Source organism: Acidovorax sp. ACV02 (assembly GCF_014851475.1).
Taxonomy (GTDB): domain Bacteria; phylum Pseudomonadota; class Gammaproteobacteria; order Burkholderiales; family Burkholderiaceae_C; genus Acidovorax; species Acidovorax delafieldii.
On sequence record NZ_JACUZU010000009.1, the window covers coordinates 143,717 to 170,657 of the forward strand.

General features: G+C 67.9%; 23 protein-coding genes and 2 pseudogenes. 3 read left to right on the forward strand and 22 right to left on the reverse strand.

Features of this window, described 5'->3' with window-relative positions; genetic code table 11:
- Positions 1 to 7: 7 nt before the first annotated feature.
- Complete coding sequence (locus IB236_RS20895; protein WP_192422083.1) at positions 8 to 967, reverse strand: MBL fold metallo-hydrolase; 960 nt, start codon at positions 965 to 967, stop codon at positions 8 to 10.
- A gap of 142 nt (positions 968 to 1,109) precedes the next feature.
- On the opposite strand from IB236_RS20895, the gene IB236_RS20900 reads away from it, so the two are divergent.
- The gene (locus tag IB236_RS20900) at positions 1,110 to 1,919 is read left to right on the forward strand and encodes an IclR family transcriptional regulator (protein WP_192422084.1); all 810 of its coding nucleotides are present in this window, start codon (positions 1,110 to 1,112) and stop codon (positions 1,917 to 1,919) included.
- A gap of 12 nt (positions 1,920 to 1,931) precedes the next feature.
- Here IB236_RS20900 and IB236_RS20905 read toward each other — a convergent pair whose 3' ends face one another.
- The 7 genes and pseudogenes from IB236_RS20905 to IB236_RS20935 form a co-directional block, all read right to left on the reverse strand.
- Positions 1,932 to 3,254 (reverse strand): O-acetylhomoserine aminocarboxypropyltransferase/cysteine synthase family protein, encoded by a 1,323-nt coding sequence (locus IB236_RS20905; protein ID WP_192422086.1) that lies wholly within the window; start codon positions 3,252 to 3,254, stop codon positions 1,932 to 1,934.
- Between the two features lie 104 nt (positions 3,255 to 3,358).
- Positions 3,359 to 3,874 carry a CoA-binding protein gene (locus tag IB236_RS20910; protein ID WP_192422088.1) on the reverse strand — a complete coding sequence of 172 codons (516 nt, stop codon included), beginning with the start codon at positions 3,872 to 3,874 and terminating at the stop codon, positions 3,359 to 3,361.
- Positions 3,875 to 3,926: 52 nt separating this feature from the next.
- A pseudogene (locus tag IB236_RS20915) lies at positions 3,927 to 4,355 on the reverse strand (thioredoxin family protein); the annotation flags it as partial.
- A gap of 271 nt (positions 4,356 to 4,626) precedes the next feature.
- Positions 4,627 to 4,812 (reverse strand): annotated as a pseudogene (locus IB236_RS20920) (peroxiredoxin family protein); the annotation flags it as partial.
- Positions 4,813 to 4,858: 46 nt separating this feature from the next.
- Positions 4,859 to 7,111 (reverse strand): protein-disulfide reductase DsbD, encoded by a 2,253-nt coding sequence (locus tag IB236_RS20925; protein WP_192422090.1) that lies wholly within the window; start codon positions 7,109 to 7,111, stop codon positions 4,859 to 4,861.
- A 242-nt stretch (positions 7,112 to 7,353) separates the two neighbouring features.
- A complete protein-coding gene (locus IB236_RS20930) occupies positions 7,354 to 11,190 on the reverse strand; it encodes a DUF748 domain-containing protein (RefSeq protein WP_192422092.1) in 3,837 nt (1,278 codons plus the stop codon).
- A 308-nt stretch (positions 11,191 to 11,498) separates the two neighbouring features.
- Complete coding sequence (locus IB236_RS20935; protein ID WP_192422094.1) at positions 11,499 to 12,251, reverse strand: alanyl-tRNA editing protein; 753 nt, start codon at positions 12,249 to 12,251, stop codon at positions 11,499 to 11,501.
- A 64-nt stretch (positions 12,252 to 12,315) separates the two neighbouring features.
- Here IB236_RS20935 and IB236_RS20940 point away from each other — a divergent pair, with 64 nt between their 5' ends.
- Positions 12,316 to 13,167, forward strand: coding sequence for a creatininase family protein (locus IB236_RS20940; RefSeq protein ID WP_056747984.1), 852 nt, complete (start codon positions 12,316 to 12,318; stop codon positions 13,165 to 13,167).
- 88 nt (positions 13,168 to 13,255) lie between these two features.
- On the opposite strand, the gene IB236_RS20945 is transcribed toward IB236_RS20940, so the two are convergent.
- From IB236_RS20945 to IB236_RS21000, 12 genes are all read right to left on the reverse strand, one after another.
- On the reverse strand, positions 13,256 to 13,927 hold the full coding sequence (locus IB236_RS20945; protein ID WP_056747986.1) for a histidine phosphatase family protein: 672 nt from the start codon (positions 13,925 to 13,927) through the stop codon (positions 13,256 to 13,258).
- A 96-nt stretch (positions 13,928 to 14,023) separates the two neighbouring features.
- Positions 14,024 to 15,007 (reverse strand): threonine dehydratase, encoded by a 984-nt coding sequence (locus tag IB236_RS20950; protein ID WP_056747988.1) that lies wholly within the window; start codon positions 15,005 to 15,007, stop codon positions 14,024 to 14,026.
- Complete coding sequence (locus tag IB236_RS20955) at positions 15,004 to 15,645, reverse strand: LysE family translocator (RefSeq protein WP_056747989.1); 642 nt, start codon at positions 15,643 to 15,645, stop codon at positions 15,004 to 15,006. Before IB236_RS20955 ends, IB236_RS20950 begins: the two co-directional genes overlap by 4 nt.
- 6 nt (positions 15,646 to 15,651) lie before the next feature.
- Positions 15,652 to 16,371 (reverse strand): VOC family protein, encoded by a 720-nt coding sequence (locus IB236_RS20960; RefSeq protein ID WP_056747990.1) that lies wholly within the window; start codon positions 16,369 to 16,371, stop codon positions 15,652 to 15,654.
- Positions 16,368 to 17,243 (reverse strand): PhzF family phenazine biosynthesis protein, encoded by an 876-nt coding sequence (locus IB236_RS20965; RefSeq protein WP_056748100.1) that lies wholly within the window; start codon positions 17,241 to 17,243, stop codon positions 16,368 to 16,370. The genes IB236_RS20960 and IB236_RS20965 overlap by 4 nt, the downstream gene beginning before the upstream one ends.
- Before the next feature lie 170 nt (positions 17,244 to 17,413).
- Positions 17,414 to 18,277 carry a PhzF family phenazine biosynthesis protein gene (locus tag IB236_RS20970; protein ID WP_056747992.1) on the reverse strand — a complete coding sequence of 288 codons (864 nt, stop codon included), beginning with the start codon at positions 18,275 to 18,277 and terminating at the stop codon, positions 17,414 to 17,416.
- Between the two features lie 12 nt (positions 18,278 to 18,289).
- Positions 18,290 to 18,919 carry a glutathione S-transferase gene (locus IB236_RS20975; RefSeq protein WP_108496887.1) on the reverse strand — a complete coding sequence of 210 codons (630 nt, stop codon included), beginning with the start codon at positions 18,917 to 18,919 and terminating at the stop codon, positions 18,290 to 18,292.
- Positions 18,920 to 18,925: 6 nt separating this feature from the next.
- Positions 18,926 to 20,131, reverse strand: coding sequence for a PLP-dependent aminotransferase family protein (locus IB236_RS20980; protein WP_192422095.1), 1,206 nt, complete (start codon positions 20,129 to 20,131; stop codon positions 18,926 to 18,928).
- A gap of 99 nt (positions 20,132 to 20,230) precedes the next feature.
- Complete coding sequence (locus IB236_RS20985) at positions 20,231 to 20,560, reverse strand: DHCW motif cupin fold protein (RefSeq protein WP_108496888.1); 330 nt, start codon at positions 20,558 to 20,560, stop codon at positions 20,231 to 20,233.
- A 5-nt stretch (positions 20,561 to 20,565) separates the two neighbouring features.
- A complete protein-coding gene (locus tag IB236_RS20990; protein WP_146872113.1) occupies positions 20,566 to 21,036 on the reverse strand; it encodes a RidA family protein in 471 nt (156 codons plus the stop codon).
- Positions 21,033 to 21,950, reverse strand: a complete 918-nt coding sequence (locus IB236_RS20995) for a DMT family transporter (RefSeq protein ID WP_056065632.1) — start codon at positions 21,948 to 21,950, stop codon at positions 21,033 to 21,035. The genes IB236_RS20990 and IB236_RS20995 overlap by 4 nt, the downstream gene beginning before the upstream one ends.
- Positions 21,947 to 22,561: a LysE family translocator gene (locus IB236_RS21000; protein ID WP_192422097.1), complete on the reverse strand. Its 615-nt coding sequence runs from the start codon at positions 22,559 to 22,561 to the stop codon at positions 21,947 to 21,949. The genes IB236_RS20995 and IB236_RS21000 overlap by 4 nt, the downstream gene beginning before the upstream one ends.
- Before the next feature lie 163 nt (positions 22,562 to 22,724).
- Between IB236_RS21000 and IB236_RS21005 the strand changes: the two genes are divergently transcribed.
- On the forward strand, positions 22,725 to 24,221 hold the full coding sequence (locus IB236_RS21005; protein WP_192422099.1) for a PLP-dependent aminotransferase family protein: 1,497 nt from the start codon (positions 22,725 to 22,727) through the stop codon (positions 24,219 to 24,221).
- Between the two features lie 69 nt (positions 24,222 to 24,290).
- Here the strand turns inward: IB236_RS21005 and IB236_RS21010 are convergent, their stop codons facing one another.
- Both IB236_RS21010 and flgL read right to left on the reverse strand, forming a co-directional pair.
- Complete coding sequence (locus tag IB236_RS21010; RefSeq protein WP_056747999.1) at positions 24,291 to 25,535, reverse strand: HDOD domain-containing protein; 1,245 nt, start codon at positions 25,533 to 25,535, stop codon at positions 24,291 to 24,293.
- A gap of 136 nt (positions 25,536 to 25,671) precedes the next feature.
- Positions 25,672 to 26,925 (reverse strand): flagellar hook-associated protein FlgL, encoded by a 1,254-nt coding sequence (flgL, locus tag IB236_RS21015; RefSeq protein ID WP_192422101.1) that lies wholly within the window; start codon positions 26,923 to 26,925, stop codon positions 25,672 to 25,674.
- Positions 26,926 to 26,941 lie beyond the last annotated feature (16 nt).

A 26,941-nucleotide genomic window follows, 5' to 3' on the forward strand; every position in this document is an offset into this window, starting at 1 on the left:
CGGCGGTTCAGCCTTCCAGGGCTTTCCACATTTGAATGTCGCGTTCAGCGGTCCAGATGCGTGGGTCGGGGTATTGCGTGGCCTCGTCGTACGCACGGGTCACGTCAAACGGCATGCAGTGGTTGAAGATGACCCAGTGGCCGTACTTGGGCTGCAGTTGGGCAAACGTGGCCTCGTAGACCTTGCGCAGGTCTTCGCCCTTGGCCGCACTGGCCTTCACGCTCTCGTACAGGTCGCTGATGAAGGCGCGCGTGCCCGCCAGGCCCGCCTGCACCTGATCGGGCGTCTGCAGCGCGGCGCCCCGGCCGGGCACCAGCTTCTCGGGCTTCAGCGCCGCGATGTTGTCCAGGGTCTGCGGCCAGTCCTGGAAATACGCGTCGCCCGCATACGGCGTGGCGTCGAACTCCACCAGGTCGCCGCTGAACAGGATCTTTTCCTGCGGCAGCCAGGCCACCGTGTCGCCCTTGGTGTGGCCCCGGCCCAGTTGCAGGATCTGCACCTCCAGCTTGCCCAGCCACAGGGTCATCTTCTTGTTGAAGGTCATGGTCGGCCAGGTCAGGCCGTCCGGCACGCTCTCCACGTTCTGGAACAGGCGCGGAAAGCGGCCGATCTCGCTGTCCTTGTCGAACTGGCCGCGCTCCACGATCAGGTCGCGCGTGTCCTCGCTGGCAATGATGTGCTCGGCGCCGTAGGCGCTGGCCCCCAGCACGCGCACCGCGTGGTAGTGGGAGAGCAGCACGTATTGGATGGGCTTGTCCGTCACCTCGCGGATGCGGCGGATCACGTCCTGCGCCATCACGGGCGTGGCCTGGGTGTCGATGACCATCACTGCGTCGTCGCCAATGATGATGCCGGTGTTGGGGTCGCCCTCGGCCGTGTAGGCATAGGCGTGGTCGGAGAGCTTGTCGAAGCTCACCTTCTTCACTTCGAGGTCGGCGGCGGAGGCAAAGGTTTTGACGGTGCTCATGGTGGTGATTTGTTAATAGTGAATGCGTTTATCTAAACGGAATGCGTTGATGTTAGGCAAGAAATTCGTTCATGTCTAACGCATTTGTTTAGGTGTAAACCCGAAGGGCGTGTGGATGCTGTGCTGCGTGGACAATCGCCCCATGCCCATGACGACCCCCGACCTGCCCCCCGCCGACGACGAAGACACGCCCCGCAGCCCGCGCGGCATCCAGAGCGTGGAGGTGGGCGGCCAGCTGCTGAAGGTGCTGGCGCGCACCGGCCGGCGCATGGCGCTCAAGGACCTGGCCCGCGCGGCGGACATGACGGCCGCCAAGGCCCACCCCTACCTGGTGAGCTTTGGCAAGCTGGGCCTGATCGAGCAGGACGCCGTGAGCGGCCACTACGGCCTGGGCCCCTTGGCCATGCAGCTGGGCCTGATCAGCCTGCAGCAGGTGGACCCGGTGCGCCTGGCCATTGCCGAGCTGCCCGCGCTGGCCCAGCGCATCGGCTACACCGTGTCGGCCTCGGTCTGGGGCGACAACGGCCCCACCATCATTCGTGTGGAAGAGGGTCCCACCGCCGTGTATGTGGCCATGCGCCACGGCACCACGGCCTCGGTGCGGCACACGGCCACGGGCAAGGTGTTTGCGGCCTTCGGCCCGCGAGAGCGGGCAGCGGCTGCGCTGGCGGCCGAAGGGTTTGCGGGCGCTTTGGACGAGACCGCCTTTGCGGCCGAACTGGAGGCTGTGCGCCAGCACCAGATCAGCGAGGTGACCGACCAGCTCCTGCCCGGCATCAGCGCGCTGGCCACGCCGGTGTTTGATGGCTTCGGGCAGCTGGTGCTGTGCATCGCCGTGATCGGTCCCAGCGCCACGCTGCAGACCGGGCCCGCCAGCCCGGCGGCGCAGCATCTGCGCGAGGCGGCCCGGAGTTTGTCGCAGCGGTTGGGCGCGCCGGTCAGCCCCGTGTAGTCCGCAGGGCGATCAGCCCGCTGCGCGCCCCAGCGCCTGGTCGATGTCCCACAGGATGTCGTCCAGGTCTTCAATCCCCACCGACAGCCGCACCATGTCCGCGCTCACGCCCGCGCGGGCCAGTTCCTCTTCGTTCAGCTGGCGATGCGTGGTCGATGCGGGGTGGATCACCAGTGTCTTCGCGTCGCCGATGTTGGCGAGGTGACTCAGGAACTCGCAGGCGTCGATGAACTTCTCGCCGGCGGCTGCGCCGCCCTTCACGCCAAACGTGAGGATGCCTGAGGCGCCCGGCGCGCCATCCACCGCGCGGAACTGCTTTTGCGCCAGATCGAAATACGGCGAATCCGCCAGACCGGGGTAGTTGACCCACGCCACCTGCGGGTGGCTCTGCAGAAACTTCGCCACGGCCAGCGCATTGCGGCAGTGCTCGCGCATGCGCAGGTGCAGGGTTTCGGCGCCCTGCAGCAGCTGCCACGCGTTCATGGGCGAGAGCACGCCGCCAAAGGTGCGGTTGACTTCCATGCGCGCCTTCATGGTGTAGCCAAAGTCGCCAAAGGTCTCGTAGAACTTCACGCCGTGGTACGCGCGGCTGGGCTCCACCATCTCGGGGAATTTGCCGTTGTCCCAAGGAAACTTGCCCCCCTCCACCACCACACCACCCATGGTCGTGCCGTGGCCGCCGATGTACTTGGTGGCGCTGTGCACCACGATGTCGGCGCCCAGCTGCAAGGGGTTGCACAGGTAGGGGCTGGCCACCGTGTTGTCGATGATGAGCGGCACGCCATGCGCATGCGCCACCTCGGCCACGGCGGCGATGTCGAGCACGTTGACCAGCGGGTTGCCGATGGTCTCGCCATAGAACGCACGGGTGTTGGGCCGCACCGCACGCGCAAAGTTCTCGGGGTCGGCCGGGTCCACGAATGTGGTCTCAATACCCAGACGCGAAAAGCCCACACCCAGCTGCCCCACCGTGCCGCCATACAGCGTGCTGGCCGCCACGATGTGGTCGCCGGTTTTGAGGATGGCCAGCAGCGCCGCCATCTGCGCGGCCATGCCGCTGGCGCAGGCCAGGGCCGCGCGGCCGTTTTCGAGGCTGGCGATGCGCTCCTCCAACACCGCCACCGTGGGGTTGCTGATGCGGCTGTAGACGTTGCCAAAGGTCTGCAGGTTGAACAGGCTGCTCGCGTGTTCGGCGTTGTCGAACACAAAGCTGGTCGTCTGGTGGATGGGCGTGGCGCGCGCGCCGGTCACCGGGTCGGGCTGGGCACCGGCGTGGATGGCGCGGGTGCCAAAGCCGAAGTGGCGGTCGGCACCGTTGGATGTGGGCTCGGTCATGGCGGTGGCGCAGCCTGCAGTGCTGCGCAGGGGGTTGGGTGAAGGAATTTGAAAGAAATCGGCCGCAAGCGATAGTGCAATATGCGCTGGCAGCTATCAATTTGCTAGTAAGGCAGCTGCCGCAAGCGCTTGGCGCTGATCACGCGCGTGTTCACGCCCATCCAGCCCAGGCCGCCAAACAGACGCGCGTGTTCGATCTTCACGCAGCGGTTTTGAATGACCTGCAGGCCCGCCGCCTCCGCGCGCAGGCCGGCGGCCTCGTTGAACACGCCCAGCTGCAGCCACAGGCACTTTGCGCCGATGGCGACGGCTTCGTCGGCCAGTGGCGGGATGTCCTCACTCTTGCGAAAGCAGTCCACCATGTCGATCTTCTGGCCTTGCGCTGCCAGCGCGGCGGCCGCCTCGGTCACGCTGGCGTAGGCCGCCTCGCCCAAAATCTGCCCGCCCTCACGCGCCACCAGCGGGTTGACCGGCACGATGCGGTAGCCATGCGCCTGCATGTACTTGGCGGCAAAGTAGCTTGGGCGGTGCCACTGCGGCGAAAGGCCCACCACCGCAATGGTGCGGCAGGCGGTGAGCAGGTGGCGCAGGGTGCTGATGGTGTCGGGGGTGTGGAGCATGCAAACAGTGTACGCATGCCCCGGGACCGTGGACCAGCGTCACCGCAGCCGGTCAGGCCGGCGACTTGTACTTGATGCTGCACCCATACGGCGCCGTCGTCGCCGCCGAGATCGGCTTGCCCGCCAGCGCCTCGGCCAGCCCCACCTTCACATAGTTGGTGGCCCTTTCGATGTCGGCCGGGCGGGCCGAGGGGATGCTGTCAATGCCGCCCGCGTAGATCAATTGGCCCTGCGGGTTGACGATGTACAGGTGCGGCGTGGTGCGGGCGCCGTAGCTCTTGCCCACGGTGCCTTCCTCGTCCATCAGCACGGCGGTGGGGGCGGCCTTGCGCTCCTGCTTCCAGGCCATCAGCTTGGCGGGCTCTAGGTAGTCGCTGCTGGCTCTTTCGGTGGAGTTGATGGACAGCCACACCACGCCTTGGCTGGTGGCGTCCTTCTGTGTGGCGGGCATGTTGCCGCTGTCGTAGTGTTTGCGGACCAAGAGCCTGTTTCAAGTCTTTTGGGAGATCGCATTGGAGTGCAATCGGGATGAGTGGATGCTCCGGGTGCGCCGCATGGGCTCGTGCCCATGCAAGCAGCCGGGGCGTCCAATCGCCCGATTTCACTCCAACCCTTCGGGCAAGTGCCTTGCCGGGCGGTCTGCGGCGTTGCGGCGCTTGCCAATAGCCGAGCTATTGGCCGCGCACCGCGCCTTGCACCCCATCCCGGCAAGGCGCTTGTGCGACTCCAAAAAGACTTGAAACAGGCTCTAGGGGGCAGCCGGGGTTGGTCCACTCCAGCACCACGTGTTTGCCCTTGAAGTCCGACAGGCGCACGGTTTTTCCGTTGGTGTCCTTGAGCATGAAGTCGGGCGCGGGCAGGCCCACGGTGGCGGCGGCCTGGGCGCCCAGGGCAACCAGGGCGGCGGTGGCGATCAACGTACGGCGAAGCAGCTTCATGGCGGGGTCTCCTGAAGGGTTGGCGGGTGGTCGAAAGCGGGGAGGGCTACAGCTGGGCGATGGTGGCGCGCACCTCGTCCACGCTGAGCACCTCGGTCAGCACCACCGGCGGCTTGCCGGGGCGGTAGAACACGTACACCGGCACGCCGCTGCGGCCCAGCGACGCCAGGGCGGCGGTGATGGCAGGGTCGCGGCGCGTCCAGTCGGCGCGCAGCAGGGCCACGTTCTTGGTTTGCAGGTCGGCGACCACGTTGGTATCCGCCAACGTGGTCTTCTTGTTGTATTGGCAAGTCACGCACCAGGCGGCGGTGAAGTCCACAAACACGGGGCGGCCACCGGCCACGATCTGCTCGGCCGCGCCGGGTGCCCAGGGCTGCCAGCCGGTGGCGGAGACCTGCGGGGACGACGTGGCCGCCTGCGCGGCAGGCATGTTGGTGACGTGCGGCGCAAAGGCCCAGACCAGCAAGGCCATGGCCGCGATGGACACTGTGGCCATCCACACCCGCGCCCGCCCGGCCAGCGACAGGGCCCACACCACCAGCGACAGGCCCACCAGCAGGATCAGCAGCGCACCCGCGCCGTCGATGCCGCTTTGCTGGCCCAGCACCCACACCAGCCAGACCACGGTGGCCAGCATGGGGAAGGCCATGAGCTTGCGGAAGGTGTCCATCCACGCGCCGGGGCGCGGCAGGGCGCGCGCCACGGCGGGCACAAAGCTGGCCGCCAGGTACGGCAGCGCCAGCCCCAGGCCCAGTGCTGCGAACACGGCCAGCGCCTGCGGTGCGGGCAGCGTGGCGGTCAGGCCCAGGGACGCGCCCATGAACGGCGCCGTGCACGGCGAGGCCACGGCCACGGCCAGCACGCCAGTGAGAAAACTGTCGGCCACCGGGTGGCGTGCCTGCAGGCTGGCCACCGAGGAGGGCAGGAAATGCCCGAACTCGAACACGCCCGCCAGGTTCAGCGCGATCAGCGTGAACAGTGCCGCCAGCGATGCCACCACGGCGGGCGACTGCAGCTGAAAGCCCCAACCCACCGCCTCGCCCGCCGCGCGCAGGCCCAGCATGAGCGCGCCCAGGGCGATGAACGACAGCACCACGCCCGCTGTGTAGGCGATGCCGCTGACGCGGTGCGCACGCCGGTCTTGCGCGTGCTGGGTAAAGCCCACCACCTTGATCGCCAGCACCGGGAACACGCAGGGCATGAGGTTGAGGATGAGGCCCCCGAGCAAGGCGCCCAGCAGCGCGGCCGTGAGGGTAAGGGACGAGGCGCCGGAGGCTGCGGCGGGCGTTGCTGCGCCGCCTGCCTGCGCCGCATTGGCTTTGAGCGCGGCCTCCAGCGCGGGCGACACGCTGGCCACCGATGCGCCCTGCGGCCAGGTGCCCAGCACCTTCAGTTCGGCGCGGTAGCCGGTGCGGGTGTCGGGGCCGGTGCCGTGGCCCGGGGCCGCCTGCTCGGCCAGCACCACGGGCATCAGGCTGGGGCTGGCGCTGCGCTGGGCCGACAGGGGGATCTGCGCGGTCCAGACGCTGCCGTTCCAGCTCTGCTTCCAGCTGGCGGCGTTGTCGATGACCTCGGCGGTTTCGGGGAACAGGTCCAGCGTCTTGCCACGCAGCGCCACGGGCAGGCCCTGCACGCTGACGTTCAGCAGGTTGCCGTCCGCAATCTGCGCCTGGCTGTCGGGCACGATGCCGTTGGTGCCTGCCACCACGGCGCGGGGATGGGCCTTGGCGGCCGCCTCAAAGGCAGCACTGCTCAGTGCCGTGGTGCTCTGGATGGGCAGCTGCAGCGTGAATTCACCTTCTTCGGGAATGCACTCCTTGCGGCACACCAGCCACGAGGCGCGCAGCTTGATGGTCGCGTCCTTGGCCAGCGGGCTGGGGGCATAGGTGCTGGCCACGGTGACGGGCACGGGCAGCAGCACCGTGCCTTCATAGCCATAGTTGGCCAACGTGCCGATGGGGATCTTCTTGGGCAGGGGCCAGGCAATCTCGCCCGCATCCAGACCGGCGGGCAGCGTCCACGCAAGGTCGGTGGGCAGGCCGGAGTCGCCAGGGTTCTTCCAGTAGGTGTGCCACTCGGGCTGGTGGGTGATCGAGAGGCCCAGCCACAGCGGCTGGCCGGGCGCCACGCCTTGGGGCGCATGGGCCAGCAGCTCGGCCCGCACATAGGGCGTGGTGACCACGCTGGTGCCCTGTCCGCTGGTTTTGGTGCCCAATTGGGCGCTAGCGCCAGTCCATAAAGCGCTGGCAGCTATAAGAAAGAGAGTGGCTGCAAGGCGGTGGAACAGGCGTGAAGGCATGGTGCAGTATGGGAGCGGGCGGGGCGGGATTGGTTCCGGCGCTGCCGCCGTTTCGATTCTCGATCCACCATTGTGCTTGGAGCCGTCCATGTCCGTGGAAACGGGCGCGGCCAGTACCAGGGCCCCCGCGCAAGGGCCGCCCCGCCGCGAAAGCGGCGTATCCAGCCTTTTGCGCTGGGGGCGTCCCCCTCCCGCGTAGCGAGAGAGGGGGAAGGCGCCGTAGGCGACTCAGGGGCTGTTGCTCACTGTGTCGCCAGGCTCAATTCCGCACGCGGTGTCCACTTTTCTGCTTGTTTACCCGCTTTGGGTGCCGCGACAAACAGCCGCTCCACCGGCAGCTTTTGCGACACCAGGTACGCGCGGATCGCCTGGCCGCGCTGCGTGGCCAGGTCGGCGGCCATGGCCTCGGTGGCGGGCTGGTTGGCCAGCAGCAGGGCTTCCATCTCGGGCACGGTGAGGTCCTTGGCCAGGCCGACCAGGTTGCGCGGCTTGGGCATGTCGGCGCGGCGGTACACCTCCTTGAGCAGGGCGGGGTATTCGGCGGCCGATACGGGGGCGGTATCGCCGGGGCTGGCGCGGCGCTTTTCGGCCAGCACCAGTTGCCGCAGGTGCTCGCGCTGCAGGCCTTCGCGCTCATCCTGCAGGCTGGCCATGCCGGTCACGGTGATCTTGAGCGCGGGGCGGTCGGTCAGGGCCTTGACCACCTTGCCCAGGTTCTGCTCGGCCTCGGGCGTGAGCGTGGCGCTGCCCGGGGCAAAGGGCACGTGGCTCATCTCGTCGCCACCGCCAAACGCGCTGGCCAGCAGGCTGAAGGGCGAGGTCAGCGCCTTGCCGATGAGGTTGACGATGATCTTGAAGATCACGGGGCCGATGCGGAACTGCGGGTCGTTCAGCGAGCCGCTGATGGGCAGGTCCAGGTCGATCACGCCCTGGCGGTCGGCCAGCAGGGCCACGGCCAGCTTCACGGGCAGGCTGTTGGGGGCGCCCTCCACGGGCTCGCCAAAGGTCAGCTGGTTGAGCACCAGCCGGTTGCTGGCGGTGAGCTGGCCGTTCGGCAGCACCTTGTAGTTCACATCCACGCTGAGCTTGCCGCGCTCGATGCCGTGGCCCGCGTATTTGACGGAAAAGGGCGTGAGCGGGGGGAGCTCCAGGTCGCGCACCTTACCTACGATGTCGAGGGCCAGCGGTTTGGCCAGCGGATTGAGCTTGCCGGTGACTTCGAGCGATGCCGAGCCCTCGGCGCGGCCGCGCAGCTCCAGGTCGGCCAGCACGGGCTCGCCGCCCGAGGCTTCGGACGAGAACGCGCTGAGCTTGCCAGTCAGCTCCGACAGGTCGGCCGAGTAGTTGGGCTTGATGAAAAAGTCCGAGAACAGCACCTTGCCGTTGACCAGGCTCACGGGGCCAAAGACCACCACAGGGGCCAGCGGGTCGGCCTGGGCCACCGCCGCAGGGGCAGGGGCGGTGGGCGTTGCCGAGGCGGCTGAGGCGGGGGCTGATGCCGTGGGGGCGGCCGTGCTGGCCGCAGCGCTGGCCGCATTGGCCGCCCGTGCCTCGGCCGGGGTCTTGGCAATGTCGCTCAGGTTGATGCGGCCGGCCTCGTTGATGGTGACCCGGGCAAAAAAGTCCACCAGGCTGGTCTCCTTGACCTCCACGCGCGGCGCGGTGCCGGGGGCGGTGGCCACGGCCAGGCCGCGCAGGTTCAGGCTCTTCCAGGCCAGCAGTTCCTCACCCACCTGGGCCTCGGTCTTGGGGGTGAAGGCGGCCGTGCTGTTGGCCTGCAGGTCTTCCACCACGGCATCACCGCTCAGACGCAGGCTGACTCCTTTGTCGGTCTGCGCCAGGGCCACCTGGCCCCGGTAGCCCACGTCGGCGCGCAGCAGCTCTACCGACAGCTGGCTGGCCAGGTAGCCGTCCAGTGCGTGCAGCGGCAGGCGGGTGGCGTCGAGCTTGCCCTGGGTGGTCAGCGGCTGCAGGGCCAGCGTGCCCTGGTAGTCAAGCTTGCCCGGCGCGGCCTTGCTGCCCTTGCCCGGTGCGGCGGCGCGGGCGGTGAGCGTGAAGGCTTCGGGCTTGCTGCCGTCGCTGGCCAGGTTGCGGGCGGTGATGCCCAGGGCCGTCACGTCCAGCGCCACGGGGCGCGGCTGGGCGTTGTCGGCCAGCGAGACGGTGCCGCCCTGCAGCGAGAAGTCGGCCACGCGCAGCTTCCAGGGTGTGCTGGTGCTGGCGGGGGCTGCGTCAGCCGTTGCCGCCGGGGCCGTGGTGCTGCCGGGCGCTGCCTTCAGCCAGCGCTCGAACATCCAGCGCCCGTCGGCGCCCCGTTCCACCGCCAGGTGCGGCTGGCTGATGGCCAGGCGCTCCAGCGTGGCAGTGCGCGCATCCAGGGGCACCTCGGCGCCCGCAATGTCGAGCTTGCCCAGGCTGGCCAAGGTGGTCTTGCCCTGCTTGACGGCCAGTTGCTCCAGCGCCAGGGGGCCTGCCTTGACCGTGACACCCGTGGCACCGGCCTGCGCGGCCTGTGGCGTGGGCGCTTGCCAGGCCACACCCACATCGCCGCTGAGCTGGCCGGTCACCGTGGGCTCCAGCGTCTGGGCCAGGTAGGGCGCGGCCAATTGCAGGGCCAGGGCGTTCAGGGTGGCGTTGACCTGGGCCTTCTGGTCCGTGGCTTCGCCGTTGAAGCTGAGCGTGCTGCCTTGCAGGTTGAGCCCGCCTTTGACGCTGAAGGGCTTGGCGTTGTCCTTGGCAAAGGGCAGGGCGACGTCGGCCGCATCCAGCGTGATGTCGGTGGCCTGCAGGGCGGCAGCGGGGCGCGTGGTGGCGTCGGCCCAGCGCAGGGTGCCCCCACGCACGGCGGCGGTGGCGACTTCCACCGCCCAGGCGGGGGCGGCTGTCTTGGCCTTGGCTTTGCCTGTGGAGGCGGGGGACGCTGGGGCGGATGCCGCGCTGGCCGGTGGCGAAGCGGCAGTGTCCGCTGAGGCGGATGCCGCAGGTGTGGCGGGCTTGCCCTTGGCGGGCGTGGAAGGCTGCGCTGGCGGGGCGGGCGTTGCCAGTTGCGCCAGGTTGATCTGACCGCTGGCGTCGCGGGTGGCAGTCACCACGGGCGCCGTCAGCTCCACATGCTGCAGGCGCACCACCTGGTCCAGCGGGCGCACATCGGCCATGTCGATCTTCAGGCGCTCGTAGCTCAGCAGGTCGGCGCCCTGGCGGTCGGCCATGCGCACACCGCTGGCCTGCACGGTGCCGGTCAGCTTCACGGCCATGCGCGGGTGCTGTTCAAAGGCCACCTTCACATCCGCATCCAGCGTGGCACCCAACACCTTGACGGGCAGGTTGGCCGGCAGGTAGCCCAGGTAGGGTGCGAGGTTCAGGCCATCCAGCCGGATCTGCGCGTCGGCTTTGCCGGTCTGTGCAAACGGCGTGCCCTCGGCGGAGGAGTCAAACCGGCTGCCGTCCAGTGTGAACGCCAGGTGGGGCTCCACCTTCACCTCGCGCTGCGAGGGCAGGGTGCTGATGAACGGCACTTTCAGCGCCAGCGCACGCACCTCGTGGGTCTCGCTGACGGTGTTGTCGATGAAGTCGATGCTGCCGTCGGTGAGCGCCAGGTTGTACAGCGCCAGGCGCGCGGGGCCGGTGTCTGGCTCGGGCTCGCTCTTGGGCGCGGTGACCTTGGCAATGATGTCGTCCACGTCGTAGCGGCCGTCGCCCAGGTGGGTGATGCGCAGGACCGGGTTTTCGATGGTGAAGGCATCGACCACGGGCGCCAGGCGCAGCAGGGATTGCAGCTCGCCATCGGCATAGATGCGGCCAATGGTCAGCTGTGGGGGCGCACCGTTGGCGCCCGCCACGGTCACGTCACGCAGCGCGAATTCCAGGCTCCAGGGCTCAAAGTCGATGCCGCCCACCGTCACGGTGCGCCCCAGTTGCTCGGACGCGATGCGCTCCAGCGGGCCCTTGACCAGCGGCGGAATGGCGAGCCAGGTGACCAGCCACAGGGCGATCAAACCCGCCAGCGCGCGGACGGCGGGGCGGAACCAGCGGTGCTGGCGCAAAGAGGCAAAAGAGACGGAGCGCAGGGAGATCGGCATGGCGGCAGGCAAGGGTAGGCGCCGCAGCCCCGGAACGTTGAGCCGGTCACCGCCGCCCGAGGGCCGGGCGGGTGCTGCGCGCGGGCGCTATTGTCCCCGTTGTCAGCCTGCCTGCGTAAGCCAATGCAACGGGCGGCTGTGGTGGCTCAACATTGTTGACAGTGAGTGTGGTCGCCCGTGGCTGCACTCACTGGGCAAAGCCCAGCACCACCCGGCGGGTGGTGGCTCAGGACCGTGTCTTTTGGTGCGCGCTCACTTGCGCTGCGCACAAGTGAGTGCACCCCAAAGAAAAGCGCTCCTCGCTGCGCTCACTGGGCGAAGCCCAGCACCACCCTGCGGGTGGTGGCGCTTTTCTTTTCAATCTTGGTCACCACGATGGTGCCGATTTCCGACGTGTTGGCCACATGCGTGCCGCCACAGGGCTGCAGGTCGATCGGTGGCGCGTCGGCTCCGCCGCCGATGCGGATGGTGCGGATGCGCCCGGTGCCGCGCGGGGGCTGCACGCTCATGCTTTTGACCAGCGCGGGGTTCGCGTCCAGTTCTTCATCGCTGATCGAGGCCACGGTGAGTGGGTGCGCGGCAGCCACCAGGGTGGCGATGGCGGCGGTCAGCTGCTCCTTGTCCAGCGGGTCGGTCATCGCAAAGTCCAGCCGCGCGTAGTCGGGTGTGATGGAGCAGCCGTTGACCAGCTGCGGCACCACATGGCACAGCAGGTGGCTGGTGGTGTGCAGGCGCATCATGCGGTGGCGGCGCTCCCAGTCGATGCGGGCCGTGACGGTGGTGCCGGGCGTGAGCTGCGCCACGCGGTCTTCCTGCCCGGGGGCGGGGATGTGAACGATGTCGCTGGTGGGGTTGCCGTCGGCGTCCTTGCCCTTGCGGGTGTCGGCAATGGTGATCTGTGTGCCGTCTGCCAGCACCAGCACGCCGCTGTCACCGGCCTGGCCGCCGCCCAGGGGGTAGAACACGGTCTGGTCCAGCACGATGCCGGCATCGGTGACGGCGGTGATGTGGGCGCTGCATTCGCGCAGGTAGGCGTCTTGGCGGAAGAGGTCTTGGGTCATGGTGGCATGTTAGCGGTGCCAGTGGCCGTTTCCCAGAGGCCGGCAGCGCCGCTACCATGCACGCATGACTTCTGCTGCCTTGACCCCCTTGCCCTCCCGCTTCTGGGCCGACTTGTCCACCCGTGATTTCGCGGCGCTAAAGGCCAGCGGGCGGGCTGAACAGGTGGTGGCCGTGCTGCCTGTGGCGGCTGTCGAGCAGCATGGGCCGCACTTGCCCCTGTCGGTCGATGCGACGCTGCTACAGGGTGTGATCGATGCCGCGCTGCCGCACCTGCCCGCCGAGTTGCCCGTGCTGTTCCTGCCGCCACAGAACGTGGGCCTGAGCCCGGAGCACATCCGCTTTCCCGGCACGCTCACGCTGTCGCCCGCCACGGTGATTGCGCTGTGGACCGAGATCGGCGAGTGCGTGGCCCGCGCGGGCATCCAAAAGCTGCTGCTGTTCAACGGCCACGGCGGACAGGTGAGCGTGATGGACATCGTGGCGCGCGAGCTGCGCACGCGCTGCGACCTCATCGTCTACAGCGCCAGCTGGTTCAGCCTGCCGCTGCCCGATGCGGTGGCGGGCCAGTTCAGCGCCCAGGAGCACCGCTTTGGCATCCATGCGGGCGAGATTGAGACATCGATGATGCTGCACCTCGCGCCCGCCACCGTGCAGATGGCGCACGCGCAAAACTTCCGCTCCACCTCGCAGGACCGGTCGGAGCGCTACGCCATCCTGGGCAACGGCAAAAGCGCCAAACTGGGCTGGCAGATGCAGGACTACCACCCGGCGGGGGCCGTGGGTAACGCGGCCGCAGCCACGGCCGACAAGGGACAAGCGGTGGTGGACGCTGCAGCGCAACAACTGGTGGCGCTGCTGCAGGAGCTGCAGGCGCTGCCGCTGTCTACCCTGGCGGATGGCCCCCACTTGCAGTGAACCGGTTTGCTATATTTTTAATAGCTTCCGACGCATGATCTATTAGCGCAAGCGGCCTGAAAGACTCAGAAAACCGAGATATCGGTGCTCAGGCGTGCGTCACCCACTGCGCGTGCTCCAGCTCGTTCAGGTGCGGCAGCGTGTTGAAGGTCTGCAACATCAACCGCTTGGGCGAGATGGAGAACTCCGTCACCGCGCTGTTGCGGATGCGCATGTTCAGCGCAATGGTCACCTCGGGCGCCGTGCCCAGCACCTCGCCCACGGCGGTCGAGATGGGGCCGCCGCTGCTCACCAGCAGCACGTTCTGGCCCGCATGGTGGTGGCGCACATGGTCCAGCGCGCTGCGCACACCGGCCGAAAACTCGTTCCAGCTGGGCATGCCCTGGGGGCTGATGACGCCTGCCATCCACTGCGCCAGCGCGTCGCACAGGATGCGAAAGTGCGCGCGGTAGCGCTCTGGCGTGTCGGCCGGGCCCAGGGGCTGGGGGTGGATGGCGGCGATGAGCGCATGGCTGTCGTATTCATTGAGGCCTGGCAACTGCAGCACCTCGGGGGTGGTCTGCAGGCCCTCGGCGATGCCTTCCAGCGTTTGCGTGTGGCGGCGCAGCGTGCCGGTGATGACGGCATCAAACCCCAAGCTGCGTGCGCGCCAGTGTTCGCCCAGGCGCACCGCCTGCTGGCGGCCCAGAGCGCTGAGCTGGTCGTAATCTTCCGCGCCAAACGAGGCCTGGCCGTGGCGCACGAGGTAGAGGGTTCCCATGCGGCGGATTGTGATCAGAACCCGTCGCAGGCGTTTGTCGCAAAAGCGACCGATGCTATTAAATGTGTAGCTTTTTCGGTTGAAGCTGCAAGGGATTCAGCCCGCCAGAACGCTGCCGAACATGGGCGCATCCACGTTGCCGCCCGTCAACGCCAGGCCCACGTGCAAACCCTGTAGCTGGTCGCGCTCCTGCAGCGCCGCCGCCAGCGCCGCCGCTCCTGCGCCTTCGGCCACGTTGTGGGTGTCGGTGAACAGGGCACGCATGGCGGCGGCCACCTCGGCGTCGCTCACCTGCACGATGTGGTCGATGTGTGGCGCCATCACGGCCAAGGCCTCGGCGTCGGCCACGCGGCAGGCCATGCCGTCGGCGAGCTGGGTGGTCACCGGTGCCTCCACCACGCGGCCTGCGGCCAGCGAATCGGCATAGGTGGTGGCGTGGCTGCTGACCACGCCGACCACGCGCACCGGGTGCTGCAGCGCCAGCTTGGCCGCAATGGCCGAGCATGCGCCCGAGCCCTGGCCGATGGGCACGTACACCACATCGAGCTGCGGCACGGCGCGCAAAAATTCCCACCAGTAGGTGCTAACGCCCCGCAGCAGGTCGGGGTGGAAGCTGGGCACCATGTGGGCCCCGCGCTGGGCCGCGAGCTGGATGGCGTGTTCGCGCGCTTCCTGAAAGTCGTCGCCGTGTTCGATGAGCGTGACGCCCAGCGCGCGCATGGCGGCGTTCTTCTCCAACGAGTTGCCACGCGGCACGACGATGGTGCAGGCCACGCCGTGGCGGCGTGCGGCCCAGCCCATGCTCTGGCCGTGGTTGCCGCGTGTGGCGCTGATGACCTCAGAAGGCAGCGCGCCGCGCTGGGCGAGCTGGTCAAAGTAGGTCAGGCCGCCCCGGATCTTGAACGCGCCCACGGGCGTGTGGTTCTCGTGCTTGAGCCAGCAGTCGGTGCCCAGGCGCTGGCTGAGCAGGCCCCAGTGGTACTGGGGCGTGGCGGCGAAGTCGCGGTACACCACCTCGGCAGCGGCTTCGATGTCGGCCAAGGTGGGCAGCAGGGCGGTGGGGTCGAGGCGGGTGTTCATGCGGCGGCTTTCTTTTCAGTCAACAGTTTGAGGGCCAGCAGACCCAAGACGGTGCCCATGAAATAGCGCTGGGCGCGCATCCATGCAGCATTGCGGTTGAGGAACAGCGCCACGCGGGCGGCGCCCAGCACCAGCAGGGCGTTGACGGCGGCGCTGGTGCTGATCTGCACCGCGCCCAGCGTGAGGCTTTGCTGCAGCAATTGGCCGCGCTCGGGGTGCAGAAACTGGGGGAAGAACGACAGGTAGAACATGGCCACCTTGGGGTTCAAGAGGTTGGTCATGAACCCCATGAGGAACAGTGTGCGCGGGCTGTCGTGCGGCAGGTTGCGCGCTTCAAACGGCGCGGCGCCACCGGGTTTGACGGCCTGCCAGGCCATCCACAGCAGGTAGGCGGCGCCGGCGTAGCGGATGGCGTCAAACGCCAGCGGCACGGCCGCCAGCAGCGCGGTGAGGCCCAGCGCCGCCGCCAGCAGGTGCACGACAAAACCCAGCACCACACCGGTCAGCGAGATGAGCCCGGCGCGTGGCCCCTGGGTGAGGCTGCGCGAGACGCAGTACACCATGTTGGGGCCCGGCGTGAGCACCAGCACGAGCGCGGCGAGCGCGAAGAACAGCAATTCCTGCAACGAAAACAGCATGGCGGTTTACTCCTGAGAGGTGACTGAGGTGAGGGTGACGGGGCCCCGTGGCGTGCGGAGCTGGGCAGAGAGGCGCGGCGCGGTGCCCGGCGTGACGAGGACGGAGGCGGCGACACCCACGGCGGTGCACGCGGCCTGCAATGTGGCGGCTTGCGGGTGCTGCAGTGCAAGCTGCTCCAGCTGCACGCCGCTGGCGGGCAGGCTGTCGCAGGGGTGCGCCGCGCCCCACTGGATGAGCGTGGGCAGGCAGCCGTCCATCAGGCGCAATCCGTCATCGCGCACAGTGATCTGCCACTGCAGCAGGCCATGGGGCGTGGGGCGGCTGGCGGTGATGATGGCGCCGCGATCCATGTCCAGCGCCGACAACGCGGTGCACGCGGCCTCCACGTCGGGCACGCTCGCCACCCAGTGAATGAGCTGGGGGCCGTGTTGCGCCACCTGGCCCTGCAAATTGGCGTCATCCATGTCAAACCAGCGCCTTGCGCTAGTGGATATTGCCTTGGATGCTCCTGGGTTGATAGCAATGATCTCCAGGTAAGCGCGCGGATGCGTGGGGCTTGCGACGTTGAAGATGCGGTTGTGCGTGCCCATCAGCGGGTGTTCGCCGCCCGCCGTGGGAGTGACGCCCAGCGTGCGTTCGCACCAGGCCACACCGCTGGCCAGGTCGGCCGCCAGCACGACCAGGTGGTCCACGCAGGCGGGTTGCTGGGTGGAGGTGGCGGTCACAGCAGCACCTCACCGGCCATGCAGGTGACCGAGCTGCCGCCGACCCAGATGGTGTCGCCGTCCTGTTGCACGTACACCCGCCCGGCGCGCCCCAGGCAGGTGCCTTGGGCGGCCACATATTGGGCGGGGGCCAGCCCGGCGCCGATGAGCCATTGCGCCAGCGCTGCGTTGAGGCTGCCGGTCACGGGGTCTTCGGCCAGGCCGTTGTTGCCGGGGAAGAAGGCGCGCACTTCAAAGGCGATGCCCTCGGCGTCGGTGCTGCCAATGACACCCACCTTGCCACGCGGGCCGACCACGCCCACGTCCAGCTGGCCAAGGATGCTGGCGTCAGGCTTCAGCGCCAGCACCTGCTCGCTGCTGCGCAGCATCACGCCGCGCCAGTTGGGGCCGTTGTCGCACCAGGCGTGGTGCAGGATGTCGCTGCGCGCCACGCCCAGGCCCCGGGCAATCAGCGCCACGTCATCTTCGGCCAGCGGGCCGCTTTGGATGAGGGGCGGCGCGGCAAAGGCCAGGCGCTCGCCATCCTGGCGCAGCGTGACCAGGCCCACGCCACATTCCTGCACCACCTGGCCCGCGACCTGGGGCCGTCCGCCGGCTTGGAGCCAAGCGTGGCAGCTGCCCAGGGTGGGGTGGCCTGCAAAAGGCAGTTCGCGCCCAGGGCAGAAGATGCGCACGCGGTAGTCGGCCCCGGCGGCGCGGCCTTCCGGGGTGGGGGGCAGCAGGAAGGTGGCTTCGGACAGGTTGGTCCAGTTGGTGAAGTCCTGCATGGCTTCGGTGCTGAGGCCGGAGCCGTCCAGCACCACGGCCAGAGGGTTGCCACGGTAGGGCGTGGCGGTGAATACATCGACTTGCTGGAACGGGCGTTGGTGCATGGTGGTCAGGTCCTTGGTCAATCAAACGGGCAGTGAAGCGGGGTGGGCCGGGCACGCCGGGGGGCTCACCGGGGTGTGGCCCGGTGTGCAAGCAGGTGGTTGTGGCTCGGCGCCCTGGCGAGGCCGAGGGGGCAATCAGCCGCTGGGGCGTGGGGCAGGGCGGCGCGGGTTCATAGCAGCACCGTGCCTTCGATGCAGGTGACGGCTCGGCCGCCCACCCACAGCTGGTGGTCATCGTCCTGGCGGATGTGCACGCGGCCCGCGCGGCCCAGGCATTCGCCCTGGGCCACCAGGTAGCTGCGGGGGGCCAGGCCATCGGCAATCAGCCATTCGGCCAGGCTCGCGTTGAGAGTGCCCGTCACCGGGTCTTCAGGGTTGCCCATGGGGGCGGCAAAGGCGCGCACCACCACGCCGGGCTGGGCGGTGTTGCTGGCGGAAGGGCCCACATGGATCACGCCCACGTCCTGGCCCAGGTCTTTCAGGCGGGCGTGGTCCGGGTGCAGGCCCAGCACCGTGTCGGCGCTGTCGAGCAGCAGGCCCAGCCACACGGGGCCGTTGTCCAGCATCTGCGCACCCAGAATCTGCTGCGGGCGCAGGCCCAGGGCGCTCGCAATCAGCGGCACCAGCGCGGGGCTGGGGGCGCTGCGCTTGAGCGGGGGGGCGGCAAACGCCAGGGTGTCGCCGCTCAGTGCGATGCGGACCAGGCCCAGCGCACATTCCTGGATCACCATGCCGTCCTGCTGCGGGCGGTGGCCTGCCTGCAGCCAGGCGTGGCAGGTGCCCAGCGTGGGGTGGCCCGCAAAAGGCAGCTCGCCATTGGGGCTGAAGATGCGCAGGCGGTAGTCGGCGCCGGCCGCGCGCCCGGCGTCGGTGGGCGGCATCAGAAAGGTGGTTTCCGACAGGTTGGTCCAGGCCGCAAAGCGGCGCATGTCGCTGTCGCTCAGGCCGTCGGCATCCAGCACCACGGCCACAGGGTTGCCGTAGCCGGGGCGGTCGCTGAAGACGTCGATCTGCTTGAAGGGGCGCTGGTGCATGGTGAGGCGCGGTCAGGAAAGGGGTTGGTCCAGTACCCCGCGGGCGCCGGGGCGGGTGCTGACCGTGTTGTACCACCGCTCCAGGTGGGGACGTGCGGCGCGTTCTTGCGGCAAGCCCCACCAGCGGTGGATCTCACAACCCACCGGGATGTCGGCCATCGTGAACCGCTCACCCGCCATGAAGGGCTGGCGGGCCAGGTGGGCGTCCAGCAGGGCCAGCAGGGGCTCCGTGGCCGCCACCGACGCGGCGATCAGCGCATCGTTGCGCTGGGCCGCAGGCGTGCGGATCCACTGGATGAAGGCGTCGCGCCCGGCCGGGTTCAGCGTGGTCTGCTGCCAGTCCATCCACTGCTCGGCCACAAAACGCGAGGGAAGGTCTTCGGGGTACAGGTTGCCCAGCGAATGCCGGGCGCACAGGTAGCGCACGATGGCGTTGGACTCCCACAGCACCACGCCCGTGTCCTCGTCCTCAATCAGCGGCACCAGGCCATTGGGGTTGAGGCCCAGGTAGCGCGCCTCGCGCACGATGCCGTACTGGCCGCCCGCGTCGGTGCGCTGCACTGAGGGCAGGCCCAGCTCCTGCACGGCCCACACGACCTTGCGCACGTTGATGGACGACAGGCGACCCCAGAGCCTCAGCATGGTGAATCAGCCCTTGCTCTCGCGGATGGCTGCCGCCAGCGCCGCGATGCCGGTGGCGATCTGCTCGACGGTGGAGGTCACGAACGACAGCCGCAGGGTGCGGTGGTCGGCGTTGTCGGCATAGAAGGCCGCCCCGGGCACAAAGGCCACATTGCGCTCCACGGCCTTGGGCAGCAGTTCGATGGCGCTCATGCTTTCGGGCAGGCGCACCCACAGGAACATGCCGCCGTCGGGGCGGTTCCAGTGCACGCCCAGGCCCTGCATTTCCTTGTCGAGTGCGGCCAGCATGGCCTCGCACTGCTGCTTGTAGAGCGCGCGGATGGTGGGCACGTGGCGGTCCAGGAAGCCGTCCTTCATCACTTCGGCCACCAGTCGCTGGTTGTAGCCGGGCGTGTGCAGGTCGGCCGCCTGCTTGGCCTGCAGCAGCTTGGGGTACACGGCCTTGGGCGCCACGATGTAGCCCAGGCGCAGGCCGGGGGCCAGCACCTTGGAGAACGAACCCATGTAGATGCAGCCGTCGGGGTTGCGGGCCGTGAGCGGGGCCGGCGGCGGTGCGTCGAACCACAGGTCGCCGTAGGGGTTGTCTTCCACCAGGGGCAGGTTCAGCTCGGCGGCGGCGGCCACCAGCTCGGCGCGGCGCGCGTCGCTCATGGTGCGGCCCGTGGGGTTCTGGAAGTTGGGCAGCACGTACAGGAAACGCGCCTTGTTAGCGCCGGTGCCCACCTTGGCGCGCAGGTCGTCGATCAGCACGCCCTGGTCGTCGCTGGCCACGGACACCACGTTGGGCTCCATGGGCGTGAAGGCCTGCAGCGCACCCAGGTAGGTGGGCGTTTCCACCAGCACGCGGCTGTCGGTGTCGATGAGGATCTTGGCGATCAGGTCCAGCGCCTGTTGCGAGCCGGTGGTGATGAGGATCTGGTCAGCGTCCACGTCCCAGGGCAGGAAGTCGGCAATCGCCTGGCGCAGCGGGCCATAGCCTTCGCTGGCGGCGTACTGCAGGGCGCCGGGGCCGTCGTTGGCCAGCACGGCGGCAGAAGCGGCGGCAAACGCGGAGACCGGGAAGGTCTTGGGCGATGGCAGGCCGCCTGCCAGGCTGATGATGCCGGGCTTCTCGGTGACCTTCAGGATTTCGCGGATGACCGAGGGGTTCATGCGCTCGGCACGGCGTGCCAGGGTCCACGTGCTGTTGGTGGGAAGGTCGTTCAGTTTCACTCTCGTCTCCTGCGGGTGGCCGCCTGGGCCGCTACGGTTGCAAAGTTGGTGTCAAAAAAATGGGTGTGCAGCAGCCCTGGCGGGTGCGTTCACACCTTCTCAGTCCACGATGAACAGGGTGGCGCCCTGTGGGGAGGTGGACCGGTGAGGTTCTGCATTGTCCGCCACCTGGTAACTCATGCCGGGTGTCAAGGTGTACTGGCGGCCGTCGGCCAGCTCTGTGTGCAGCTCGCCGCTCAGGCACAAGAGCACATGGCCCTTAGTGCACCAGTGGTCGGACACATAGCCTGGCGTGTACTCCACCATGCGCACGCGCACCTCGCCAAATGTCTGGGTGCGCCAGAAGGCCTGGCCCGCTGCGGCGCTTTTTTCTTCGCGCGGAATGCTGGCCCAGTCGGTGGTGGCAAAGGGAATGTTCTGCAAATGCATGGTTTTCAGTCCTTGATCGACACCACGGCCTCGATCTCCACCGCAAAGCCACGTGGCAAGGAGCCGACACCGACGGCCGAGCGTGCGTGCCGTCCGGCATCACCAAACACTTCCACCAGCAGGTCGGAGCAGCCGTTGATGACCTCGGTGTGCTGCATGAAGTCGGGTACCGCATTCACCATGCCCAGCAGCTTGACCACACGGCGCACGCGCGAGAGGTCTCCGAGTGCTGCCTGCATGGTGGCGATCAGCTGCAGGCCCACTTCGCGGGCGTGCTGACGTGCCTCGTCGGCACTGATCTCGCGGCCTACCTTGGGGACCACCACCGTGTCGTTGCGCAGTGGCGAGCCCTTGCCCGACAGGTACAGCGTGTTGCCGTCCAGCACATAGGCGTCAAAGTTGCCGCGCGGGGCGGACACGGTGGGCAGCACCAGGCCCAGCTGTTGCAGTCGCTGTTCTGGGGTCATGGCACTCATGCGGGGGCTCCTTGTTGTTGAACGGGCATCCGTTTGCCCACGAAGACGGTGGCGATCACGGCCACTGCAAACACCAGGGTGACGGCATCCAGGTGTTCGCCCAGCAGGGGCACTGCAAACAGCAGGCTCAAAAAGGGCTGGATAAGCTGGATCTGGCTGACCCGCACGGCACCCAGCGCCAGGGCGCGGTACCACGCGAAGAAGCCGATCCACATCGAGAACAGGGCCACATACAGGAAGCCCGCCCAGCTCATCGCGCCAATGCTGGAGGGCACGGCGGGAGCGAACCACCAGGCCACGGGCAGGGTGAGTGGCAGGCAACACACCAGCACCCAGCAGATGACCTGCTCGGCCCCCAGGCGGGGCGTTAGGCGGGCGCCGCCGATGTAGCCCAGGGCGCCTGTGGTCATGGCGATCAGCAGGTAGATGTTGGCTGCGCCCAGGTACAGGCCGCCCGCACGCCACACCATGAAGCCCAGCACCAGCCCGCTGCCCAGCACTGCACAGGCCCAGAAGCCTGCAGAGGGCCGCTGCCGGTACCACAGTGCACCCAGCAGGGCGGTGGACAGCGGCAGCAGGGCTGTGACCACCGCACCATGGGTGCTGGGCACATGGCGCAGTGCCAGCGCCAGGAACAGCGGGAAGCCGACAATCACGCCAAACGCCGTGATGCCCAGCAGCGGCCACTCGGCACGCACCGGCAGGTTCAGGCGCCCTTGCGTGCGCTGCCACAGCAGGTAGCCAATCGACAGCAAGCCCGCCACGGCGGCACGCCCGAACGTGACGAACCAGGGAGACAGCTGGGGTGCATCGGTAGAGCCCACTGCCAGCCGCGTCATGGGCAGCGTGGCCGCAAACAGCGTGACGCCGACCAGGCCCCAGAGCAGGGCTTCTTTTTCCTGTGCGCGGTTCATAGGGTGAGCATCCAGTACGCAGTGAGCACCAGCACGAGTGCCAGCGCGCGGTTGAACCACAGCAGCCGCGCGCCCTGCGCCAGCCACTGGCGCAGCAGCGAGCCCACCAGCGCATAGACAAAGTTGCTGGTGAAGGCGAACACCATCATCACGCCGCAAATGATGGCCAGGCGCTCACCCGGGTTGGCGGCGGGCTGCCCTGCGGCATTGACCACCCAGCCTGCGCTGAGCGTGAGGGCCAGCATCCAGGCCTTGATGTTGACAAACTGCAGGCCTACGCCTTGCCAGAACGTCACGTTCAGGCGCGACGTGTCGATGGCGGTCATCTGGCCTGCGCGGCTGAGCTTGAAAGCCAGCCAGAGCATGTAGGCCACGCCCATCAGCGTCACCGCCCAGCGCAGGGCGGGCACGCCGGTGATGAGGGCACCCAGGCCCAGCCCGCTGCCCAGCATGAGCAGCGTCCAGCCCGCAGGCACCGCAAAGCAAAAGCGCAGCGCGCGCTTGAGCCCGAGGTTGGCGGCCAGCGCGGTGGACAAGGTGGTGTTGGGCCCCGGCGAAAAGCTCATGGCGGTGCAAAACAGCAGCAGGGCGGTGAGTTCAGCGACGCTCATGGTGGGTGCGGGAAGGGGTGGGGGACTTGTCGGGGATCTGCCTTCAATGTAATCTTGCTACCAATACACAACCAGTACAGACAGTCGGCGCAGTTGCAAATCTGTATTGCCCGGCAAAACAATACACACCGGCGCCTGGCGGCGCAGCGAGCGGAATGCCACCATGCTGATGAAATCGTCGACCCAGTCGCTGACCGAACAACTGTCCGCCCGGTTTGCCGAGCGCATCCGCAACCGCCTGATGGCGCCGGGTGCACGCCTGCCGTCGGTGCGCCAGTGCGCGCAGCAGCACGGGGTGAGCCCGTCCACCGTGGTGGCGGCCTATGACCAGCTGCTGGCGCAGGGCCTGGTGGAGGCGCGCAAGAACCGGGGGTTTTTTGTCCGCGAAAGTGGCCGAGCGGTGGATGCAGCCGACGGCGACCTTGACACGCGCGCTCGCCCCGACGACCTGGCTCTGGAAAGTGCTGCCGCCAACTGGAGCACGGCGCACTGGTTTGCGGCGCGTGCCGCCGGCCGCGCGGGTCCAGGGGTGTCGCCCGTCAACGCCACGGCGCTGATCCGGGGCATGTTCCACAAGATCAGCGACAAGCCCCAGCCCGGCATGGGGGTCTTTCCGCCCGACTGGCTGGAGTCCACCTTCATGCCCGCCGCCGTGCGCAAGGTCACCAACTCGCGCGCCCTGCAGGAGTTTTCGCTGCAGTATGGCGAGCCGCTGGGCGATGCAGGCCTGCGGCGCGTGCTGGCCAAAAAGCTGTCCACGCTCAACGTGCACACGGTGCCTGAGAACATCATCACCACCGTGGGGGCCACGCATGCGCTGGACATCGTGAGCCGCACCCTGCTGCGCCCGGGCGACCCGGTCATGGTGGAGGAGCCCGGCTGGGCAGTGGAGTTTGCGCGGCTGGCCGCCTTGGGCATGCACATCCTGCCCGTGCCGCGCCGCGCCGATGGCCCGGATCTGGAAGTCATGGCGCGCTACTGCGAGGTGCACAAGCCCAAGCTCTACGTGAGCGTGAGCGTGTTTCACAACCCCACGGGCTACTGCCTTACGCCGGGCAGTGCCCACCGCGTGTTGCAGTTGGCCAACCAGCACAACTTCCATGTGGTGGAAGATGACACCTACAGCCACATTGCGCCCGAGCATGCCACGCGCCTCACGGCGCTGGATGGCCTGCAGCGCACCATCTACGTGAGCGGCTTTGCCAAGATCCTCGCGCCCAACTGGCGCATCGGCTTCATGGCCGCGCCGCCCGCGCTGGTGGAGCAGTTGCTCGACACCAAGCTGCTGGCCACGCTGACCACGCCCGCGCTGCTGGAAAAAGCCCTGGCCTTGTGCATCGAGCAGGGCCAGCTGCGCCGCCACGCCGAACGCATTCGCACTCGGCTGGATGCCGCCCGTGCGCGCAGCGTGAAGCTGGCTCTAGGGGCGGGCTGCACCTTTGCGGCCGAGCCGGTGGGCCTGTTTGGCTGGGTGGAGACCGGAGTGGATACCGATGCGCTGTCCCAGCGCATGCTGGACGAAGGCTATCTGCTGGCCCCCGGTGCGCTTTTTCACGCCGAGCGTAAGCCCAGCACGCTCATGCGCATCAACTTTGCGACGACGCAGGACGCGGCGTTCTGGCGCATCTTTGAGCGTGTGCGGGCTGAGCAAGGGCGGTGAGCCGCAGACATTGCCCTGGAGTCGCGCAATCGCATGGTGGTGTCGCCCGCCGAAAACCGGCGCAGGGGCCTACTTTCTTTCCACTTCCAGGTCAGACAACACCCGCAGCAGCGCGCGGTTGACCTCTTCCAGGTCCATCTCGAAGGTCTCGCACAGCTGGCGGATGGCGCTGGCGTCATCTGTCTCCAGTGCGCAGGCCATCTGCAGACCGCCGGTGTAGGGGCCAGTGCGCAACACGGTGGCGTCGTAGATGCGTTCGGACAGGGGCAGGCGCTTGAGGATGGTGCCCAGGGGCTCGCCCAGCAGCTCATCGAGCTGGGAGAGCAGGCCACACAGGTAGATCTCGCGGCGCAGGTCGTTCTCGATGCCCGCGTCCAGCAGCCGCGCGGTGAGCTGTGCGCGGATCACCATGGCTTCGCGCACCGGCTGCATGTTGGCCTCGGTGCTCGCATGGGGCAGCTGGTCGGACAGCCAGCGCTTGATGGAGCTGTAGCCCATCATCACCAGGCCCCGGCGCAGCGAATCAATTCCGGTGCGCAGGCCCAGGGCGGCCGAGTTGGTATAGACCATGAAGCGGTACGCGAGCAGCGGGTCCTCGCCCATGATGTCTTCAAAGGTTTCCAGCGACTGCTCGTCGTCGATGGCCTTCATGAGTTTGAAGATCACCGCGTGCGAGGGCTGCTGCGGGTGGTGGCGCAGGCTGTAGAGCACATCCTCCGTCGGCCACCCAGCCAGCGCCATCGCGTTGCCCTGGTCCAGACAGTGCTCCATGAGTGCCCGGCTGGCGATGTTTTCATACATCTGGCCGGCCAGCACCGGGCTGGGGGTGCGTTTGGCAACAGGTGCTGCTGCGGCTGCGGCACTGCCTGGGCGTGGGGGCGTGGCCTGCAGCGCAGCCACGGCGTCTTCCGGGCGCAGGGTCAGCAGGCTGTTGTCGAAGCAGCGGGCAATCTCGGGCTCGGGCAGCTTGTCCATGTCGCCCCGCCACACCATGCGCAGCCCTCGCTGGTGCGCGGCCTTCACGCGGTCATAGATGGCAGAGTCCGACAGCCACTCGCCGCGCACCTCGATCCACGGTGCAGCCCGTGGCGCGTTTTCGAGCAGGTCGCACAGCAGCTGGCGGGTCTGTGCCGAGATCAGCAGCGGCGGCGAGCTGGCCGACCACAGCTCCTGCAGCGTGCGCAACAGGTGCCCGCCGTCGACGGTTGCCGAGGCCTCGTTGTGGGCATACAGCTGGATGCCTGCAAGTTTGCGGGCGCGGTTCCACAAAGGGCGATAGCCCAGGATCAGGCTACCTAGGACGGATTGGACCATGGGCTCTCAGGCAAAAAAACAGGGCCAGCCAGCGCTCGCGGGATGGGTGTCGCCACGGTGCACCAGCCGGTGCTGAAGCCTGCTGGCACAGCGTGCGATGGGCTCTGCGCCCGAACACCCTCTGCCGCACAGGCTCCTAGCCAATAAAGTTGAACAGCGACAACTTCTGAACCTGCGCATAGGACTTGAGTGCAGCCTCATAACCCACCTGCTGGTTCTGGAAGTCGGAAATGCCCTTGATCATATCGAGATCCTCTGCCCGCGAACGGTCGCCTTCCAGCTGGATTGAGCGCTTGTCCTGGTCGCCGGTGATGCGGTCTGCGCGATTGAGCAGCTCGCCGGCAAAGCCGCGGATGTTGTGCAGCCGCTCCAGCCCAACGTCCACGTTGGCCAGCGCCTGGCCCACGGCCTGGATGGCTGCGTTGCTGTTGGGGGCGTTGCGGATGCCATTGATGGCGCTGTCCAGCGTGCTGAACATGCTGGGGCTGGGCTGCAGGGTGACGGTGTCGCCGTTGCCGGGGTTGCCCTTGATATCGAAGGTCAGCCCCGGAATGCCGGTGACGGAAATAGTGACCGGCTTGTCGGTGGGGTAGTCAGGCACTGTGACCGGCGCGGATACGGCACCCGTCGTGGTGTTGGTCAGCGTGTAGGTGGCGGTGCTGGTGCCGGTCGTGGCGCCCGGACCCACCGCGCTGAAGGTGATGGTGTAGTTGTCACCAGTGATCAGGCTCTTGTCCACAGGCGTGATGGGAGTCGTGGTGAGCTGGCGGGCGTTGGGGATCGTGCTGACACTGGCGGTGTACACGCCATCGCGGTTGGGGTCGAACATGAAGGCGGCGTCGCCGTCCACGGTGCCGGGGATGGTGACGCCATTGCTGGCGGTCTGGCCCGGCAAGCCGTCAAAAACGTAGTCGGGGCTGCTGCTCAGTGGGCCCAGGAACGGTGCCAGGGCACTGCCCAGCGCGCCCAGCAGCGGGATGCCATTGGTGTCCTTGCGATTGGCCACTTCCACCAGTTGCTCACGCAGGCCCTGCAGCTGGTTGGCAATGGTGGCGCGGTCGTTGGGGGTGAGTGCTGCGCTGCCAGCGTTCACCACCAGCTCGCGGAAGTTCTGTACCAGACTCACCGCATCACCCAACGACGATTCGGCCTGTGCAATCGCATTGCGCTGGGTTTCCAGTGCACGCTGCTCAGTCTGGATGCGCGACAGGCGGTTGAGGGCTCGCTCGGCCTGCGCGGCCGACACCGGGTCGTCACTGGCGCGCACCACGCGTTTGCCAGAGGTCAGGTTTTCCTGCAGCGTGGTCAGGCTGGTCTGGCGCGCGCCCAGGTTGCGCAGCGCGTTGTCATACATGTTGGCCGTGCCGACGCGGTAGATGTTTGTGCTCATGTCGAACTCCTCACGC

What these genes read in the sequence shown, in the direction of transcription:
- IB236_RS20895 (WP_192422083.1), bottom strand. Translation starts at nt 967, where the DNA reads ATGAGCACCGTCAAAACCTTTGCCTCCGCCGCCGACCTCGAAGTGAAG.
- IB236_RS20970 (WP_056747992.1), bottom strand. Translation starts at nt 18,277, where the DNA reads ATGCACCAGCGCCCCTTCAAGCAGATCGACGTCTTCAGCGACCGCCCC.
- IB236_RS20940 (WP_056747984.1), top strand. Translation starts at nt 12,316, where the DNA reads ATGACTTCTGCTGCCTTGACCCCCTTGCCCTCCCGCTTCTGGGCCGAC.
- IB236_RS20975 (WP_108496887.1), bottom strand. Translation starts at nt 18,919, where the DNA reads ATGCTGAGGCTCTGGGGTCGCCTGTCGTCCATCAACGTGCGCAAGGTC.
- IB236_RS20990 (WP_146872113.1), bottom strand. Translation starts at nt 21,036, where the DNA reads ATGAGTGCCATGACCCCAGAACAGCGACTGCAACAGCTGGGCCTGGTG.
- IB236_RS21000 (WP_192422097.1), bottom strand. Translation starts at nt 22,561, where the DNA reads ATGAGCGTCGCTGAACTCACCGCCCTGCTGCTGTTTTGCACCGCCATG.
- IB236_RS21010 (WP_056747999.1), bottom strand. Translation starts at nt 25,535, where the DNA reads ATGGTCCAATCCGTCCTAGGTAGCCTGATCCTGGGCTATCGCCCTTTG.
- IB236_RS20935 (WP_192422094.1), bottom strand. Translation starts at nt 12,251, where the DNA reads ATGACCCAAGACCTCTTCCGCCAAGACGCCTACCTGCGCGAATGCAGC.
- IB236_RS20985 (WP_108496888.1), bottom strand. Translation starts at nt 20,560, where the DNA reads ATGCATTTGCAGAACATTCCCTTTGCCACCACCGACTGGGCCAGCATT.
- IB236_RS20945 (WP_056747986.1), bottom strand. Translation starts at nt 13,927, where the DNA reads ATGGGAACCCTCTACCTCGTGCGCCACGGCCAGGCCTCGTTTGGCGCG.
- IB236_RS20965 (WP_056748100.1), bottom strand. Translation starts at nt 17,243, where the DNA reads ATGCACCAACGCCCGTTCCAGCAAGTCGATGTATTCACCGCCACGCCC.
- IB236_RS21005 (WP_192422099.1), top strand. Translation starts at nt 22,725, where the DNA reads ATGCTGATGAAATCGTCGACCCAGTCGCTGACCGAACAACTGTCCGCC.
- IB236_RS20925 (WP_192422090.1), bottom strand. Translation starts at nt 7,111, where the DNA reads ATGCCTTCACGCCTGTTCCACCGCCTTGCAGCCACTCTCTTTCTTATA.
- IB236_RS20930 (WP_192422092.1), bottom strand. Translation starts at nt 11,190, where the DNA reads ATGCCGATCTCCCTGCGCTCCGTCTCTTTTGCCTCTTTGCGCCAGCAC.
- IB236_RS20955 (WP_056747989.1), bottom strand. Translation starts at nt 15,645, where the DNA reads ATGCTGTTTTCGTTGCAGGAATTGCTGTTCTTCGCGCTCGCCGCGCTC.
- IB236_RS20910 (WP_192422088.1), bottom strand. Translation starts at nt 3,874, where the DNA reads ATGCTCCACACCCCCGACACCATCAGCACCCTGCGCCACCTGCTCACC.
- IB236_RS20900 (WP_192422084.1), top strand. Translation starts at nt 1,110, where the DNA reads ATGCCCATGACGACCCCCGACCTGCCCCCCGCCGACGACGAAGACACG.
- flgL (WP_192422101.1), bottom strand. Translation starts at nt 26,925, where the DNA reads ATGAGCACAAACATCTACCGCGTCGGCACGGCCAACATGTATGACAAC.
- IB236_RS20995 (WP_056065632.1), bottom strand. Translation starts at nt 21,950, where the DNA reads ATGAACCGCGCACAGGAAAAAGAAGCCCTGCTCTGGGGCCTGGTCGGC.
- IB236_RS20950 (WP_056747988.1), bottom strand. Translation starts at nt 15,007, where the DNA reads ATGAACACCCGCCTCGACCCCACCGCCCTGCTGCCCACCTTGGCCGAC.
- IB236_RS20905 (WP_192422086.1), bottom strand. Translation starts at nt 3,254, where the DNA reads ATGACCGAGCCCACATCCAACGGTGCCGACCGCCACTTCGGCTTTGGC.